This window comes from Mesorhizobium sp. P3_B5, assembly GCF_056402815.1.
Map to the genome: position 1 here is coordinate 62,200 of NZ_JBFUGR010000013.1, position 17,387 is coordinate 79,586.

The window sequence follows — 17,387 nt, forward strand, 5'->3', positions numbered from 1 at the left end:
TAGAACCGGCGTAAGTACCGGCGCTTCCTCCAAATCGATCAGAAACATGCGCTCCGTCGGTCGGCGGCTCACGTCACGTGAGCGCCTCGGCCATCGTGCGCATCTGCACCTGAATGATGCGCGAGCCCGCCGGTTGGGTGCAGGCGAAAAGGACGGCCGCCGCGACGTCGTCCGCTTCCAGCATTTGCGATTCCCGGACGCTTGCATCCGTACGCCCCTTGCCGATCGCAAATTCGGTTTTCACGCCGCCGGGACAGATCGTGCCCACCTTGATCCCGTGGGGGCGCAGCTCCTTGTCCAGTCCCTGCGCGAAGCCAACCTGGGCGAATTTCGTTGCGCAATAGACGGCCTCACCGGGGAAACCGTAGACGCCCGCCATCGAGGAAATCATCAGAACGAGACCTCCGCCTTGCGCGATCATCACAGGCACGACATGGCGGGTGAAAAGGAAGGTGGAGCGGACATTCACGTCCATCATCTCGACGTAGTCCTCGAGACTGGTGTCGATCAGCGGCTTGTAGTTGCCGACGCCGACATTGTTGATGAGGATATCGATGCGGCCGAACGCCTTTTTGGCTGCCGCTACCGTGGTGAGCGCCGTCGCCTCGTCACGCGCGTCGCCGATGGCGGCTATGGCGTCACTGCCGAGCGCACTGATTTCCTCGATAAGTGCATCTAGCCGCTCGCGCCGGCGCGCAGAAAGAACGAGGCGAGCCCCTTCGCGTGCCAAGTTACGCGCGCTTGCCTGCCCGATGCCAGAACTGGCACCAGATATGATGGCGACCTTGCCTGCAAGTTTCCCCGGCACAACAGCTCCTTTTCTTCATCTCAATTCGCGGCGCGCGAAATCGGTCGGCTGGAGATTTATCTCCAGCTGTAAAGAAGAATGGGCTACAGTTGTTTATGCGTCCAACAGATAGTACAGATCGTCTCGATCTATTCCGTAGATAAATGGAGGCCAGGATGGAGTTGCGGCAGCTTCAGCATTTCATCGCCGTCGCCGAGGAGCGGAGTTTCACGCGCGCGGCAGAGCGGATCCACATCGTCCAGTCGGCGCTGTCGACCTCCATTCGAACACTCGAGGAAGATCTCCAGGCGCGGCTTTTCGTGCGCAGCACGCGGCAGGTTCAGTTGACGCCTGCGGGCCAAGTTTTCCTGGAAAAGGCGCGCGAGGTCATAAGAGTGATCGATGTCGGCCGCGTATCCGTCGCTGATATCGAAGGCCTGCGATGCGGCTCGCTTTCCATCGGGACCGTCCACAGCCTGCCGGCTTTTCTCGATCTGCCATCCCTCATCTCGCGATTTCACGGGACGAACTCCGGAATCGAGGTCCGTCTGAGGCAAGGCGATTCTGCCGGGCTCATGGGACAGCTTCGGGCCGGACAATTGGACCTTGCCTTCCTGCCGCTGCTTGACCCACCCGACGACATTGTCACCAGGATCGTCGCCTGCGAGGACATGGTTGTCGCCACACCTCCGAACCATCCGCTTGCCGGACGGCGTGAGGTCACCCTCGACGAACTGGTTGGCTACCCTTTCGTGGATTTCGAGATTGGCTGGGGCACTCGACCTCTGATCGATCGTGCGTTCGGCCTGGCAGGCTTCCAAAGGCGAACCGTTTTCGACGTCACGGATGTCGAGACGATCATCGACCTGGTCAGCAAGGGGCTTGGCATCGCGCTCTTGCCCGAAACGATTGCCGAGATGCGCACACCCAGGATCGCCATTTCGGAGATGGCCGAGCCCGTCATCTGCTGGGAATTGGTGGTGGCCCACTTGCGCGGTGAAGGGTCGGCCCCCGTCAACGGCGCTGCAACGGCCTTTCTCGAACTTCTGACTTTCTTTGAGACGTGACGCCAGGCAAGCGGATTAAGGCCGCCCCCCAGACCTGTTGCCGGCATGCAGAGGCTTTTTAGGCGCTAAAAGGCGATCACCGCCTTGATAAGTCCCGATTTCTGATGTGCCCAACGAGAAAGATCGTGCGGACTGCCCTGAAGGGTCGTGTGGTGCGCGGCCTCGGCGGCCGGCGACGTTCTTTCGACCTTGACCGTGCTTCGCTTCTGCTACCAGCAGACGAAACCGCCATCGACGATGAGATCGATGCCCGTAACGAAAGACGCAGCGCGGCTGGCCAGGAACACTGCAGGCCCTACCATCTCCTCGGGCATCGCGAGGCGCCCCATCGGCGTATCGCGCTCGAAGTTCTTCACTTGCTCGGCCACTTCGGGCCTCCGGTTCATCGGGGTCAGCGTGTAGCCGGGGCTGAGTACGTTGAGCCGCAATCCCCGGTCCGACCACTCCATCGCCAGGCTCTTCGTCATGTGAATGACCGCTGCCTTCGATGAGTTGTAGTGCGTCTGGAGGAGGCCGCGGTTGACGATCGAGCCTGACATGGAGGCCACGTTGATGATCGATCCCTTGCGGCGCGGCAGCATCACGCGAGCCTCGGCCTGGCAGGACAGGAACACACCGCCAACGTTGATACCGTAAAGCTCTTCCCACGTTGCCAACGGCAAAGTCTCGGCCGCATGCGCGCCGCCAATACCAGCATTGTTGACAGCAACCGTAAGCGCACCGAGCTCTTTTTCGATACGCTCGAGGGCGGCGGCGAGATCGGCTTCCGACGTTACCGAGCCGGTTATCGCCAGCGCCTTGCGACCAAGCGCGGTGATCCTTCCCGCCGTCTCCTCGAGTCCACCCTTCGACGGGTGACCGAAGCAGGCGACATTGGCACCGGCCTCAGCAAGCCCGACCGCTATGGCCTGACCGATGCCACTGCCGGCGCCGGTGACCAATGCGACATCGCCATCCAGTTTGAACAGGTCCATTCGGTTGTTCCTTCCGATTCCCTTGATCGCACAAGCAGGTGAGCCAATACGACAGCAACGATGCAACTACTGAACGACGTTGTGGCGTTCCGCCTTCTGATCAACCGCCGAGAGAATCTTTGCGAGAGACGGCGACTGTCCACGACGCTCCTCCGGCACCCAGCGGAGAAAGCCGTCGATACGCCGTTGGACCTTGACCAGATGACCGGCGGCGATGTCGCTCAGACGATGGTCAAGAAAGGGGTTGTCGAACCGTTCAAGCGTGGTCGCCACGTATGCCGTCGCTTCCTGCCCCAATCCCCGTGCCTTGAAGCCGGGAACGACCTCGGAACCATAAATCTCTGTCAGCAAGCTTCGATATCCGTCGAGTTCCAGGATTTCGCGCACCGTCAGGTCCGGTCTCAGCCGATCGGCCATCCAGCATTGTGCAAGCACTGTGTGGCCAAGGTTCAGGATGTGGAGTTTCAGTCGCTCGATGCGTTCAAGGTCCTCGACAACCGTGATAGCAGGATGACGGCAGGGCGATCTCAGCCCCGACTGCTTTTCAATCGCCCACAATGCGTAGGGCTCCGCGATTGCCCCGACAGGCTCGATGGCCGACGAGACAATGCGGTCGACAAGCGAGTTGGCAAGTACGCAGTCGTCAGCGATGAAAGACAAAAGTGCGTCGGAGGCACCGCTGCGCTTGGCCAACGCGATCAACGCTTGCCTCAGTGTGTCGCCGTTGCGCTGAACCAGTTCGGTCGGAAGCACCACAACTGGCCTTGCGGAAACTGCAAATCGGTGTGCAAGCAGAACGAGCAACTTTGCCGGATATCCCGCCGGCGCTGGGCCGGGACCACCTGTGAGGTCGACGAACAGATCGGGCGGGACGGTGAGGCCCGCTTCCGTCGTATTCGAGACGACGAATTCCGCTTGCTCCGCGAACAGGGTAGCCAACCGTTGCCAATCAGCCTCGGCATCGAGCGCGCGCCGTATGCTCTTCACGCCGATTTCATACTCGACGCGCTGACCCTTCTCCAGCCCGCGGATGACAACCGGGTAGCCCTCATCGCGTGCAAGCGCCTGCAGCCGGGCTCGGCCAGCGGCCGATCCGCTGATCGCGACCACCGTGATCGGGCCGACCGCGTCGCCTGCCGACAGCGCCTCGTGCACGAAGAGAGCTGCGTGCGCCTGCAGAAAGCGGCTCGTGCCGAACTGGAAAATGGGTGTGACGATTTCCGTGGTCAATGATCGTTCTCTATCAGCTCGTGAAGGTTGAGGCGCCGCGTATTCGCTCGCCAGCCCAAATATCCGCCTGCTGCGAGGTCTGATGATTGTGGTTGCTGAAGTCAGCCAGACCCCGCCACATCGATGACGGCCTTGATCAAACCGGACTTTTGCTGAGCCCAGTTCGCTATGTCGCGTGAGCTGTCACTCAGGGTCGTGCGGTGGGTGACGAGTTGGTCAATTGGTATCTTTCCATCGCGGATCGAGGCGATGACGTGCTGGAAGTCGGCGTGCGTCGCGTTGCGACTGCCGATCAGAATCATTTCCCGCTTGTGAAACTCGGGGTCGGAGAAGCTGATCTCGTCTTTGATGACGCTGACTAATATCATTGCGCCGCCATGGGCCACGTAGCTGAACGCGGCTTGGATCGAGACCTTGCTGCCGGTCGCGTCGAAGACGAGGTCAAAACCGTCGCTATCGGTTCGCTCCCGCACCATGTCGACAGCTGAGGCCGAAGCATTGTCGATGACAGGAAACCCGAGTTGACCTTCGGCGAAGTCGAGCCGTTCCCTGCTCATGTCCATGACCGTCACCGCCTGGCCTGCAAGACGGGCAAACAATGCCGTACCCAATCCGATAGGCCCGGCGCCGATGACCAGCGTACGGACGCCAGCAGCTAGCCTGGAGCGCCTCACCGCGTGGGCGCCGATCGCCAGAAATTCGACAGCTGCCGCGTCAACGAGTGACAGTCCTGCGGCCGGGTAAAGGTTGCTGGCAGGCACCATCAATTCTTCACACATGCCGCCGTCGCGATGAACGCCCAACACCTCTATCGATACGCAGCAATTCGGCTTGTCGTGACGGCACGCAATGCATTTGCCGCAGGAAAAATAGGGATTTACGACAACCCGCTCTCCGACCGCGATGGCGACGCCTTCGCCTACGACGGTCACGGTCCCCGAGAGTTCATGCCCCATGATACGTGGATAGACCAGGTACGGATGCTTGCCTTCAAAAATGTGGTAGTCGGTGCCACAGATGCCGACATGGCTGATGCTGACCAGCGCCCATCCGGGGCCCGGTAGGTCGGGCGCCGGGCGATCTTCGAAGATCAATTCGCCGGGCTTGCGGCACACGAGCGCTTTCATTCAGACCATCTTCCTGAAATGTTCCAAAAAGAACCCGGCGGCTGGATGACCGCCGGGCCAAGGTGTGGGAGCCTATTCGAAGTCTTTGACGTTCTGCAGCGTCACGAGGCCGGCGCCGGTATCCACATTGGCCTCGACGGCCTCCCCGCGGATCGCCTTGACGACAGTGTCGATGCCAAGCTCGCCCATTTTTGCCGGAAATTGTGCAACGCTGGCATCTTCCGCGCCCGACTTGATCGCTTCGATCTCACCGCAGCAGGCGTCGAAGCCGACCAGGATTATCTTGTCGTTGGCAATGCCGGCATTGCTGATCGATTTGACGGCGCCCGGGATTGGCGGGCCGCAGGCCGCGTAGATCGCCTTGAGATCGGGATTGGCGGTCAGGATGTCTTCGGTCACTGACGTGCCAAGTTCGAGCGTGCAGTTGGTTGCACCCTTGCCGACGACCTCGACCTTGACGTCGCCGAGACCCTCCATCATGCCGGTGACCCGGTCGTCCAGCGCCGGCACCCCGGGAACCCCTTGCAGGATGCCGATCTTGTCGCCGCTCTTGAGCACGGTCTTCAGGTACTCTCCGGCGATCTTGCCGCCGTTGAGATTGTTGGTGGAGACCAGTGCTGTCTGACCTTTCCAGTCAGGAATGCTGTTGTCGACGAGAACCACCTTGATGCCGGCAGCCACCGCCTTGTCGAGCGACGGCGCAACGGTCGGATCGACCGGCGTGATCGCCAGACCCTTGACGCCTTGCGTGATCATGGATTCGATCAGCGCGATCTGGCCCTCGATGTCGGTAGCCGCCTGGCCCTGGCCGGTGACCAGTTCGATCTCGGGATGAGCGGCCGCGTATTTCTTGGCGGCATCCTCCATGGTCGAGTAGAACGGCACCGGGAATTTCGTAATCAGGCCGATCTTGATCTTGTCGGCGGCCGAAGCCGGCATCGCAAACGCAACAGCGATCGCCAGCCCAGCGAACAGTTTTCGGTTCATTGACATTCCATTCCTCCCTTGGAATTGAGGCGTCTTCCGGCGGAAGTCGCTTCAGGCATTTGCGGACCGGAACGGCCCCCAAATTTCGAACGGATCAGGCTCCAACGATCATGGAAACCAGCTCCTGCTTGTTGTCCTTGGTTGGCACAAGTTCACCAACCTTGCGGCCCTGGCGAAGCACCACGGCGCGATCGGCAAGCTCGACTACATGTTCCATATTGTGGGTGATCAGGATGACGGCGTTGCCCTGGTCGCGGAGCGCTGCGACCAGGTTGAGCACCTGCCGCGATTCACGCAGGCCAAGTGCGGCGGTCGGCTCGTCCAGGATCACAACCTTGCGGGCAAACACAGTCGACCGGGCCACGGCGATGGCTTGCCTTTGACCGCCCGACATCATGGCGACGACGGCGTCCAGCCGCGGCAGTGTGACTTTGAGATTTATCAATAATGTGCGAGTCTCGGCGTCCATCTTGCGCTGCTGGAGAAAGCGCAAACCACGCGGGAGCCATTGCGGCCAGGCCAGCTCGCGACCTGCAAAGAAGTTCTGTCCCGGCGTCAGATTGTCGAACAGCGCCAGGTCCTGATAGACGGTCTCGATGCCGGCGAAGCGCGCATCCGCAGGGGAGCGTATCTGCGTTGGCGCACCGTCCAAAAGGATTGCGCCGGCATCGAGTTGGTGCACGCCGCTGATGCATTTGGTCAGTGTCGATTTGCCGGCGCCGTTGTCGCCGAGCAGCCCGACGATCTCGCCTCGGCGCACCTCGATGCTGACATCGTCGAGCGCCACAACCGAGCCGAAACGTTTGGTCGCGCCACGCACCGCAAGCACGGGATGGTCGGCGAGGGCCGCAAGATCGACGCTGGTTGCAACGGCGCTCATGACTGCCTCCCAGCTTGGATGACACGCACGCGCCCTTCGAGATAGTTGCGCAGCACGTCGGACTCGACCGCTATGACGATGACCACGCCGATAACGATGAGCTGGAAGAAGACGTTGACGTTGAGCAGGTTGAGCGCGTTGCGGATGACGCCGATCATGATGGCGCCGATCAAAGCATGGCCGAGATGGCCGCGGCCGCCGAGAAAGCTGGCGCCACCGATGATCACCGCCGCGATCGTATCCAGTTCCAGCAGATTGCCGAACAAAGGCGAACCGGCGTCGGTACGGCCGGCAAGGATGACCGCGCCGATGCCGGCGCACAGCCCTGAGATCACATAGACCGAAACCAGGACCCAGGACACGGGAATGCCCATGCGCACGGCGGCGTCGGGCCGGCCGCCTACGGCATAGATCCAACGGCCCCAGACCATCGTTTTGGCCATGACGAAAAGAACCGCGGCAACGCCCGCAACCACAAAGACCGATCCAGGCAGACCCCAGACCGCCTCGCGGCCAAGCGCATCGATGGCAGGCGGCATTCCCGGGATGGCCCGTCCGTCGGCCAGTTGCAACGCCAGCCCCTTGGCGATGCTCAATGTCGCCAGGGTGATGATGAACGGATGCGGCAACCGGCCGAAGACGTAGAAGAGCCCATTGATGGCGCCGACCGCCGCGCCGCAGCCAACCATCACCACGATCACCACGAAGGCGGGCGCGCCAGCATGAAAGCTGAGTGCGCCAACGACGGAAGCCAGTGCGACGTTCGAGCCGACGGAGAGATCGATCCCGCGCGTCAGAATGACCAGGTGCTGGCCCATCGCCACAACCGAGATGACGGCGGTCTGGGCGAGGATGTTGCTGAGGTTGCGCCCCGTCAGGAAATACGGCGACAGAAAGCTGAGAACGACGATCAGCAAGACCAGGATGACGACCGGACCTGCGCTCAGCAGCGCCAGGCCAAGCGCAAGGCCGGGAACGGCTTCCTGCTTCCTTGGTACTGGCAATGCAGCCTCGCCGACAGCGGTGCCGGTGTCTCCCGTTTCAGGCAAAATTCCCCTCCCCGCCGAAGCTCGTGCGAGCCGCGTCGTCAAAAACTCAAATCGTGCTTAGGTCCTCTTCTTATCGATAAAAAACAACTGGCATGGTTGGGTCAAGTTGTTTTTTATGGATAAAGTTCATGCTAAAAGGGACAAGCTATTGTTTGGAGGTGCGATGCGAACCGACACCGTCTACAAGAAGGCCTTCAATCGAACTGCAACTATGCTGCGCGACGGACAACTGGCCGGGGAACTCCCCTCCGAAAATGAGCTGAGGCGGCTCATCGGCGTCAGCCGCACCACCGTCCGAAAGGTTCTGCAAGAACTAGTTCGCCGTGAGCTTGTCACTGTACGCGACGGCATCAGGACGGCGGGACGAGCAGTCGATGAAAATGACTGTTATCCCGACGCCGAAACCACGCCGCGGGCCAAGCATGTCGAACAGCAATTCATGGAGTGGATGCTGCGCGGCGACACCAGACCCGGCACCAGCATCAACGAGCTTGAGCTGGCGCGCCAGTTCGGCGTTGCGACCAACGGAATTCGCGAATTCCTGATCCGCTTCAGCCGCTTTGGACTGATCGAGAAAAGACCGAATACGGGTTGGCTTTTCAAGGGCTTCACCGAGGATTTCGCGCTTGAGCTGTTCGAGATCCGGGTGATGTTCGAGCTGCGCTCGGCGCATCTGTTTTCACGCCAGCCCGACAATTCTCCGCTGTGGGACAAGCTCGCTGCGCTCAAGATTGCGCATGCCGAACTGCTGAAGCGAATTGAAATCCGCTTTCACGATTTTTCCGGCCTCGACAACCGCTTTCACCGGCTCATAAACGAGGCGGCGCCGAACCGCTTCATCGACGATTTCTACGACATCATCAGCTTCATTTTTCACTACCACTACCAGTGGAACAAGCAGGACGAAAAGCAGCGCAACCAGGCGGCTATCCTCGAGCATGTTGCCTATATCGATGCCCTCGAAAGCCGCGATTCCGAACGCATCAAACGGGCCTGCCAGGCGCATCTCGCTTCGGCACGAGCAACGCTGGTGCGTTCACTGATCTGAACTTGATGAATGACGGCGCCGCGGCGGAACCGACGCATCCCCTCGGGAATGCGTCGAGGAAAGGCTCAAGGGTGGCGGATCTCCGTCCCAAGCACCTTCAGGCATTCGCGGATGAACGCCGCAAGCGCCGTCCAGCCTTTGGCTGAAACCATCGTTCCGTCCACATAGGCATCGGTGGGAGACAGATCGATGTAGGTGCCGCCGGCAAGCGTTACCTCCGGCTCGCAAGCAGCGAGCGCCGCCACCTTCTTGCCACGCACGACGCCGTCGACCGCGATCAGAATCTGGACGCCATGACAGATCGTGAAGATCGGCTTTTTGGCCTCGTGGAAATGACGCACCATCGCCTGCACGCGCTTGTCGGTGCGGATGTATTCAGGGCCACGGCCGCCGGCGCAGTAGACAGCGTCGTATTGGCTGATCTGCTTCTCGGCATCGGAAAAGGTCTTGTTGATCAGCGCATTGTGGCCGGGTTTTTCAGTGTAGGTCTGGTCGCCCTCAAAATCATGCAGCGATGTCTTGATCATGTCTCCGGCGCTTTTGTCGGGGCACACGACATGAACGGTGTGTCCCACCGCTTCCATCGCCTGCTGATAGACGAAGATCTCATACTCCTCGGTGAAATCACCGGTCAGCATCAGGATTTTTTTGGCTGGCATGTCTTTTCCTCTCGGCTTGTTTCAGGGGTGAGGTGCACTTCGCGCCTCGCTTCTCGGGATCGAAATCGGCGTGGAATGGGGGACAGCATTCGCAGGCGGCGGCTTGGGCGAACACTGGCGCGCCGCGCTTTTGAAGGTGCCTCGGACAAGCAACATCGCCAGGGCTACTCGAACGCAGGCAGGAGCCGGTCCCGCGAATTCTCGATGTGCGCACGCATGGCCTTTTCGGCGGCGTCCGGATCGCCCGCGGAAAAGGCCGCGAGAATAGCCTCGTGCTCGTCGAGCGCCTCTTCGGTCACCCGCGAGTGATACATCAGGCGGAAGATGTGGAAGTGGGTATGCTGGTGATTCAGCGTCTCGCGAATGAGCTCGTTGCGGGCGAACTCGACGATCTTGTCGTGGAAGATCGCATCCTGACGGGCGAAGTTGGAATAGCGCAGACGTTCGTCTTTCCCCACCCGACGGGCCATGACACCAGCCGCCTCCTGCAGCACGGCAAGGCGCTCCTCGTCCAGTGTGGCGGTGGCTTTGGCCGCCGCAGCAGGCTCAAGCAGAAGGCGCAGCTCGTAAAGCTCGTCAAAGCGCCGACGAGTGATTTGCGGGGCGGCGCGATAGCCGATCAGGTGGGTCTTCACCACCAGGCCCTCCCCCTCCAACCGGCCAAGCGCTTCGCGAATGGGCGTATGCGAGACGTTGAATTCCTTCACCAGATTGTCGACCGTAATGCGCGATCCCGGAGCAATTCTCAAAGACATCAGTTGCGCGAAGATTGCCTCGTAGACGTCGCCGGCCAGGCTGTTGGCGCGCTGGATGCGGCCGCTCGCTCGGGCTTCATTGTCAACCGTCAGGTCCGTGTTCTGCATCGTTAGCCTCTTGACAGAAGCACCCACTAACACGATGCTCCGCCCAATTCAATCCTATATCCTATACGATTTTATAGGGACATCGCATGACAACAACCTGCAGCGTCGACGTCGATCTCTGGAACGAAGCTAGGCCCGTCGGCTCCCAATCCGTCGTCGAAGGATCTCGTGCATGAGCTTGTTTGCAGCAGCGCGCCTGCCGAGCGAGATTCTATTCGGAAAAGGCCAGCGCCATGTCCTGCCTGCCGTTGCCGCCAAATATGGACGCCGCGCTTTCGTCTGTACCGATGAGCGCTTCGCGGCAACATCGCAGTTCGCCGAAATTCTGGCTGGCTTGCAGGCAGCCTCGATTAACACGCTGGTCTTCGACCGAACGCTGCCGGATGTGCCTCGTGACAGCGTGGCCACCTGCATTGCGGAGGCGAAAAATTTCAAGCCGGACATGGTGATCGGGATCGGCGGCGGCAGCTGCCTCGACATGGCCAAATGCGCAGCACTTCTGCTCAGCCACGGCGGCAGGCTCGAGGACTACTATGGCGAGTTCAAGGTACCGGGCCCTACCCTGCCCGTGATCGCTGTGCCGACAACGGCCGGGACAGGCTCCGAGGTGACCCCTGTCGCCGTGATCTCCGACCCGGATCGGACGCTGAAAGTGGGTATCGCGAGCCCGCATCTCATCGCGGCCGTGGCGCTTTGCGACCCGGATCTGACGGTGACCTGTCCGCCGTCCCTGACGGCGATCGCCGGCGCCGACGCGCTGACGCACGCCATCGAGGCCTTCACAGCGGCCAGACGCGGCGCCGACCCTCATTTGCCGCAGCAGCACGTCTTCATCGGCAAGAGCGCTCTGACCGACCATTTCGCGCTTCTGGCCATCAGGCTGCTCGGGCGCAGTCTCGAAAAGGCATATCGCGACGGATCGGACGAGGATGCGCGCGCCGACGTCATGATGGGAGCGCTGGCCGCCGGTTGCGCCTTCGGCACGGCGGGAACGGCCGCCGCTCATGCGGTGCAGTATCCCGTTGGTGCGCTTACCCACACCCCGCATGGCCTGGGCGTCGCCACCATGCTGCCCTATGTGATGACCTACAACCTGGCCGCCGCGACCGACGAAATTGCCGAAGTCGGCACTGCTCTTGGCCTTTCCCCTCCGGGCGGCGGCGCCGATGCGTTGGCGCATGCCACCATCCGTGAGGTGAGCCGGCTGTTTGGCGCCATCGGCATCACACCGACATTGGCCGAATTGGGTCTTCCCGAAGACAAGATCGACTGGACGGCTGAGCAGGCGCTCGGCATCGACCGGCTGATCAAGAACAATCCGCGTCCGTTCGACCTCGCCGCGATGCGACGGTTGGTCCGGGCCGCTTTTGACGGCGACATGTCCGCCACCATGATGTGATCGACCAGGAGCTCATTCAAAATGAACATTGCCGCAGGCATATCCGACGAGGATCAAGATATGTTCGACTACGCCACGGTCTCGCACGGTCTCTACATTGGCGGACGCTGGCGGCCCTCATCGGAGGGCCGCGTGATCGAGGTGGTCGATCCCTCGACCGAAGCCGTGATCGCGGCAGTTCCCGATGCCACGCTCACTGATGCCGCCGCCGCTGTCGACGCCGCCGCGAAGGCGGCGGCCGGCTGGCGCGAGACCCCGCCACGCAGGCGATCGGAAATCCTGCGGCGCTGCTTCGAACTGATGACCGAACGGGCGGAGACGTTGGCGGCGCTGATCTCGCTGGAGAACGGCAAGGCGCTGCGCGATGCGCGCGGCGAAGTCGCCTATGCCGCGGAGTTCTTTCGCTGGAACGCCGAGGAAGCGGTCCGCATCAGCGGCGAGTTCGGCCTCGCGCCCTCGGGCGCGAACCGGATCATCGTCGACTACCAGCCCATCGGCATTTGCGTACTCATCACGCCATGGAATTTCCCGGCCGCCATGGCGACACGCAAAATCGCTCCGGCGCTGGCGGCCGGCTGCACGGTTATCCTGAAGCCCGCCAGCGAGACGCCGCTGACGGCCTATGCGCTTGCAGCACTCTATGAGGAAGCCGGCGTGCCGCCCGGCGTTGTCAACGTGCTGACGACCTCGACCCCCGGGCCGGTGACGGCGGCTATGCTGGCCGATCCGCGCGTGCGAAAGCTGTCCTTCACCGGCTCGACCGGCGTCGGCCGCGTGCTGCTGGCCGAGGCCGCAAAACACGTCATCTCCTGTTCCATGGAGCTTGGCGGCAACGCACCGTTCATCGTCTTCGACGACGCCGACCTGGAGGCTGCGCTCGACGGTGCGATGGTTGCCAAGATGCGCAATGCCGGCGAAGCCTGCACCGCTGCCAACAGGCTTTACGTGCAGGCCGGCATCCATGATGCTTTCGCGGAAGGCTTGAGCAAACGCATGGCTGCCCTCACAATGGGTCCAGGCACCCATTCGCCGACCGAGTGCGGTCCGATGATCACCATGAAGGCCGTGCACAACATCGACCGGCTCGTCCAGGATGCGGTTGCCCGTGGCGCCAAGGTTTTGTGCGGAGGAGCGATTGGCGACGGCAAGGGTTACTTCTACCCGCCGACGGTGCTTCGCGATGTGTCCTGCGACGCCGCAATGCTCCATGAGGAGATATTCGGTCCGGTGGCGCCAATCATGCGCTTCGACAGCGAAGCGGATGTCATCGCCAAGGCCAATGACACCGAATACGGTCTGGCGGCCTACATCTACACGCGTGATCTGGCCCGGGGGATGCGCGTGGCATCGAAGATCGAGTCCGGCATGATCGCGCTCAACCGCGGCCTGATGTCGGATCCGGCGGCGCCTTTCGGCGGGGTCAAGCAGAGCGGGCTGGGCCGCGAAGGCGGTCAGAAGCACGGCGTTGCCGAGTTCATGGAGGCGAAGTACATCGCCGTGACCCTTTGACCGGACATCACCCCAAAGATCCGTTTCGCATTCGCGATCATGTGGTCGAGTTCGACGACATCGTTGCCGAGATCGTACGCAGAAGCGAGGACACCAGAGCGAACGTTCCAATGGTCGCCGATGTCGCCTACGGAGATGACGCCACCGAGACCATCGATCTGTTCTTTCCCGAGGGCAAACGCGACCGCCTGCCGGTGCACATGTTCATTCACGGCGGCTACTGGCGCATGTTTTCCAAGCGCGACTATTCCTATGTCGCCGAGACCGTGACGAAGGCAGGGGCGATCGCGGTCATTGTCGACTACGCGCTGATGCCTGCCGTCAGGATGGCCACGATCGTCGACCAGGTGCGCCGCGCCAGGCGATGGGTGCTCGACCATATAGCAGACCATGGCGGCAATCCCGACCTGCTGACCGTCAGCGGTCATTCAGCGGGCGCGCATCTGGCAACGATGCTTTTCGACGGCGACAGCCGGCCTTCCCGCATCAAGGCCGCACTGCTGCTCGGCGGCCTTTACGACCTGAAGCCATTGCAGACCTCGTTCCTTGCCGCCGAGATCGCGATCACCGATGAAGACGTCCGCCGGTTCTCGCCGATCAACCACAGCTTCGATCCATCCGTGGCCGTCGAGATCGCGGTCGGCGCCGATGAAACACCGCCCTTCCACGACCAGGCCGCAATCTTCGCGAACCAGCTGGAAAAGCAAGGACTGGCTGTTTCACGGACAACGCTTGCGGCGGTCAATCACATGAGCAGCGTCCGCGACCTTGGCCTGGCGGGCACAGATACCGCGTCACTGTTGGCCCGCCTCGTGGCCGTGTGAAAAACCTTCGTCGGCGGGCACAGCTTCTGGGGATGTCCATGCCATCATGCATGAAGAGGGGACGGATGCGCTGACGCGTGGAGCGCTTGCCGAACGAGCCCGGATCGGCAAACCTGTCGCCTACAGTCATTTCGATACGGGGGCTCATGATCGCACCCTACAAGGAAATCAACGACCGACAGGTGGCCGCCCTTGCGACAGCCGTCGAACGGACGCCATCGCGCATGGAAGACATCGCGCGCGCAGTCTCGGAAGCCTACATCGGCACGCTGAGGCGCCGTCGGCCCGCGCCAACTCCCAGATACGCGTCGGAGGCATCATGAGCGGACCACTGTTCCACAAGATCGATTGCGTGATGCTCAAGGTGGCTGACATGGATGCCGCTCTTGGGTTCTACTGCGAAGCCCTTGGGCATCCGCTTCTCTGGCGATCGCCAGATGCAGCCGGGCTGGGAATGCCGGGAACAGACACGGAGCTGGTCCTGCATACCGATCTGGGTCCCGCGGTGGACCTGCTTGTGGACGATGTCGACGCCGCGGCGGAACGTTTCGTCGAAGCGGGTGGCGCTATCATCAAGAAGCCGTTCGACATCCCGATCGGCCGTTGCGCCGTTGTCCGCGATCCGTTTGGCAATGCCCTGGTGATGCTTGACCAAAGCAAGGGCGCCTTCGTCACCGATGCGACCGGGCGCGTGCTGCGCGTCGAGTAGTCCTGCCCGCAGTTTCGGGCCGACCCCGTCATCCAGTTCAGCACCCTAGTAGCCGTAGTAGAGGCCCAGACCGCGCTGCAGCGCCGACGCCAGATGCGCCTGCATCGCCACGGCGGCTGCCTCGGGGTCGCGCGCCTTGCATGCCAGGATGACCTGCATGTGCTCGCGCAGCGACTGCAGCACGAGAGGCACGGTGACTTTTCTGTCCAGCCGGATCAGCCGAACGTAATTGTGCAGCCGCTTGTAGGAACTGTCGATCAATGGATTGTTCAGGCTGGCAATGATGGAGTGATGCAGCAAGGTCTCGAGTTGTTCGAGGTCGGCCCTGCCGCGGTCAGTGAGGCCGCTGCGCTCGATCTCTTCGATGGCCGCCAGGTGTCGTCGTTCCAGTTCCGCCAATTCCGCCTCTTCGGCTGTTTGCGCGTAAACGCCTGTCGCCGCGCGCTCCAGAATGCTGCGAAACTGATAGGTCGATCTGGTGAGTTCGAACCCGGGCTTGACGAACTGGATGCCCGAGCGCGAATGGATGATGACGATCCCCTCCGCCTCGAGCAACTTGAGTGCATCGCGCAGCGGCGCAACCGGGATCTGCAGCATCTTGACGAGATCGCCTTGCGACAGAAAGGCCCCGGCAGGAATTTTCCGCTCAAACAGCGTTTCGAGAATTCGCGTGTAGGCCCGATCGCCAAGACGTTGGCCCGATGCTCCAGTGGGCTCGTCGGGCTGGTCTTCGTGCTGAGCCACCTTTGTCTCCCTACATCTGAAATATCTAAATACGATTCTGAAACATTACCGATCGTGCGCATCGTAGAATATCGCATGATCATTTATCAATTCACTTGTGCCGGATATGGCTGACCGGGGGCATCGCGCAGCGCGCGGCCGGCATCCTGGGCTGTTTGGGGATCGCCTCGCGACGAGGGAGCGCTTTCCCTTGCGCCCCAGACACCTGGAGAATTCACGCATAAGTCCGGTCGACAAGGCGTTGTCCACAGCGCTGCCGTGCCTGTCGTCCGGCTGTTTTGCGCCTGGCCACTTGCCTCTTATCCAAATCTGAAATATCTACCGCGCGTTCTGACATATCAGAGACCGCCTATGCGCATCGCAGAGTATCGTATTACCCGCTATCAATTCGCCCGGGACCGGACCATTGGCGACAGCCAGGTTCGCATCGATACAGCTCACGTCGCCGCGCTTGAGCTCGTTGCCGAGAATGGCCTGGTCGGGCTGGGCTTTATCCAGAGCTTGTTTCACCCTTTGCCGAGCCAGGCGGAGATCGTTCGGGTCTTTGACGAGGAGGCCTGGCCCGACCTTGTCGGGCAATCGCCTTTGGCGCTYGTGCATCGGGTCCAGCGACCCCGCGGCGGGAACAGGCGCGCCTTCGGCTTGCCTTTCGAGGAAGCCCTGCAGGTTGCGTTGTGGGATCTAAGCGCAAAGCTGGTCGGCCTGCCGCTGCACGAGCTCCTGGGAAGCCGGCGCAAGCGCGTGAAAACCTATGCATCCGGTCTCGATTTCCACCTTGGCGACGATGAGTTCCAGGCATTCTTTGCCCATGCCGAGGCGATCGGCTACCGCGCGTTCAAGATCAAGGTGGGCCATCCTGATTTCGACCGGGATTTGTCCCGGCTGGAGCTGCTGAGGAAGACGGTGCGGCCCGGCTCGTCGATCATGATTGACGCCAACGAGGCTTGGGGGGCCAAGGAGGCATCGGTAAAACTGCAGAAAATTCATAGCCTTGGTTATGATCTGCTGTGGGTCGAGGACCCCATCCTGCGCCATGACTTCGATGGCCTTCGCAACCTGAAGGCGGCAACGCCCTGGACCATGATCAATTCAGGCGAATACCTCGACGCCGCCGGCAAGCGCCTTTTGATGCAGGCCGGGGCGACCGACATGCTGAACGTTCATGGGCAGGTGACCGACGTGATGAGGATCGGCTGGCTGGCAGCTGAACTCGGCGTTCCGGTGACGCTTGGCAACACGTTTCTTGAAATCGGCGTGCACATGGCCTGTGCGCTGCCCGAAGTCGAGTGGCTCGAATACTCGTTCCAGAACTTCGACCACCTGGTCGAGCAGACAATCGAAATTCAAGACGGCTGGATTTATGCGCCCGACCGACCGGGCCATGGGCTGGTCTTGTCGGAGACTGCGCGTCTGGCCTGGGCGCGCCCTGAAATCCTGTCGCGCGAAGACCTTGGCGATGCGCCCGTCAACCCGCGGGTTGATGGGCGTCCCAAACTCGCAGCGAGCGCTGGATGAAGCGAAAGTTTGTTAG

At 61.4% G+C, this 17,387-nt stretch carries 17 protein-coding genes; 7 read left to right on the forward strand and 10 right to left on the reverse strand.

Annotated elements, in window-relative coordinates; translation table 11 throughout:
- Nucleotides 1–73 precede the first annotated feature (73 nt).
- Nucleotides 74–808 carry an SDR family oxidoreductase gene (locus tag AC1DVW_RS25060; protein WP_477326678.1) on the reverse strand — a complete coding sequence of 245 codons (735 nt, stop codon included), beginning with the start codon at nt 806–808 and terminating at the stop codon, nt 74–76.
- Nucleotides 809–963: 155 nt separating this feature from the next.
- On the opposite strand from AC1DVW_RS25060, the gene AC1DVW_RS25065 reads away from it, so the two are divergent.
- The gene (locus AC1DVW_RS25065; protein WP_477277861.1) at nt 964–1,854 is read left to right on the forward strand and encodes a LysR family transcriptional regulator; all 891 of its coding nucleotides are present in this window, start codon (nt 964–966) and stop codon (nt 1,852–1,854) included.
- Between the two features lie 209 nt (nt 1,855–2,063).
- On the opposite strand, the gene AC1DVW_RS25070 is transcribed toward AC1DVW_RS25065, so the two are convergent.
- The 6 genes from AC1DVW_RS25070 to AC1DVW_RS25095 form a co-directional block, all read right to left on the reverse strand.
- Nucleotides 2,064–2,828, reverse strand: coding sequence for an SDR family oxidoreductase (locus tag AC1DVW_RS25070; protein WP_477326680.1), 765 nt, complete (start codon nt 2,826–2,828; stop codon nt 2,064–2,066).
- 66 nt (nt 2,829–2,894) lie between these two features.
- Nucleotides 2,895–4,058: a mannitol dehydrogenase family protein gene (locus AC1DVW_RS25075; protein ID WP_477277857.1), complete on the reverse strand. Its 1,164-nt coding sequence runs from the start codon at nt 4,056–4,058 to the stop codon at nt 2,895–2,897.
- 101 nt (nt 4,059–4,159) lie between these two features.
- Nucleotides 4,160–5,185 carry a zinc-binding alcohol dehydrogenase family protein gene (locus AC1DVW_RS25080; protein ID WP_477277855.1) on the reverse strand — a complete coding sequence of 342 codons (1,026 nt, stop codon included), beginning with the start codon at nt 5,183–5,185 and terminating at the stop codon, nt 4,160–4,162.
- A gap of 72 nt (nt 5,186–5,257) precedes the next feature.
- Nucleotides 5,258–6,124 (reverse strand): sugar ABC transporter substrate-binding protein, encoded by an 867-nt coding sequence (locus tag AC1DVW_RS25085; protein ID WP_477245893.1) that lies wholly within the window; start codon nt 6,122–6,124, stop codon nt 5,258–5,260.
- Nucleotides 6,125–6,266: 142 nt separating this feature from the next.
- Nucleotides 6,267–7,052 carry an ATP-binding cassette domain-containing protein gene (locus AC1DVW_RS25090; RefSeq protein WP_477245078.1) on the reverse strand — a complete coding sequence of 262 codons (786 nt, stop codon included), beginning with the start codon at nt 7,050–7,052 and terminating at the stop codon, nt 6,267–6,269.
- Nucleotides 7,049–7,999 (reverse strand): ABC transporter permease, encoded by a 951-nt coding sequence (locus AC1DVW_RS25095; protein ID WP_477245895.1) that lies wholly within the window; start codon nt 7,997–7,999, stop codon nt 7,049–7,051. Before AC1DVW_RS25095 ends, AC1DVW_RS25090 begins: the two co-directional genes overlap by 4 nt.
- Nucleotides 8,000–8,264: 265 nt before the next feature.
- On the opposite strand from AC1DVW_RS25095, the gene AC1DVW_RS25100 reads away from it, so the two are divergent.
- Entirely contained in the window at nt 8,265–9,149 is an 885-nt protein-coding gene (locus AC1DVW_RS25100; RefSeq protein WP_477326682.1) for a GntR family transcriptional regulator, read from the forward strand.
- Between the two features lie 65 nt (nt 9,150–9,214).
- On the opposite strand, the gene AC1DVW_RS25105 is transcribed toward AC1DVW_RS25100, so the two are convergent.
- A complete protein-coding gene (locus AC1DVW_RS25105; RefSeq protein WP_477326684.1) occupies nt 9,215–9,808 on the reverse strand; it encodes a DJ-1/PfpI family protein in 594 nt (197 codons plus the stop codon).
- 164 nt (nt 9,809–9,972) lie between these two features.
- A complete protein-coding gene (locus AC1DVW_RS25110) occupies nt 9,973–10,671 on the reverse strand; it encodes a GntR family transcriptional regulator (protein ID WP_477326686.1) in 699 nt (232 codons plus the stop codon).
- Between the two features lie 172 nt (nt 10,672–10,843).
- Between AC1DVW_RS25110 and AC1DVW_RS25115 the strand changes: the two genes are divergently transcribed.
- The 4 genes from AC1DVW_RS25115 (at nt 10,844) to AC1DVW_RS25130 (ending at nt 15,112) form a co-directional block, all read left to right on the forward strand.
- Nucleotides 10,844–12,070 (forward strand): iron-containing alcohol dehydrogenase, encoded by a 1,227-nt coding sequence (locus AC1DVW_RS25115; protein ID WP_477326688.1) that lies wholly within the window; start codon nt 10,844–10,846, stop codon nt 12,068–12,070.
- Nucleotides 12,071–12,130: 60 nt separating this feature from the next.
- On the forward strand, nt 12,131–13,579 hold the full coding sequence (locus AC1DVW_RS25120) for an NAD-dependent succinate-semialdehyde dehydrogenase (RefSeq protein ID WP_477326758.1): 1,449 nt from the start codon (nt 12,131–12,133) through the stop codon (nt 13,577–13,579).
- Nucleotides 13,576–14,403 (forward strand): alpha/beta hydrolase, encoded by an 828-nt coding sequence (locus tag AC1DVW_RS25125; protein ID WP_477326690.1) that lies wholly within the window; start codon nt 13,576–13,578, stop codon nt 14,401–14,403. Before AC1DVW_RS25120 ends, AC1DVW_RS25125 begins: the two co-directional genes overlap by 4 nt.
- Nucleotides 14,404–14,722: 319 nt before the next feature.
- Nucleotides 14,723–15,112: a VOC family protein gene (locus tag AC1DVW_RS25130; RefSeq protein WP_477326692.1), complete on the forward strand. Its 390-nt coding sequence runs from the start codon at nt 14,723–14,725 to the stop codon at nt 15,110–15,112.
- 45 nt (nt 15,113–15,157) lie between these two features.
- Here AC1DVW_RS25130 and AC1DVW_RS25135 read toward each other — a convergent pair whose 3' ends face one another.
- Nucleotides 15,158–15,856 (reverse strand): GntR family transcriptional regulator, encoded by a 699-nt coding sequence (locus tag AC1DVW_RS25135; protein ID WP_477326694.1) that lies wholly within the window; start codon nt 15,854–15,856, stop codon nt 15,158–15,160.
- A 351-nt stretch (nt 15,857–16,207) separates the two neighbouring features.
- On the opposite strand from AC1DVW_RS25135, the gene AC1DVW_RS25140 reads away from it, so the two are divergent.
- Entirely contained in the window at nt 16,208–17,371 is a 1,164-nt protein-coding gene (locus AC1DVW_RS25140; RefSeq protein WP_477326696.1) for a mandelate racemase/muconate lactonizing enzyme family protein, read from the forward strand.
- Nucleotides 17,372–17,387: the final 16 nt, after the last annotated feature.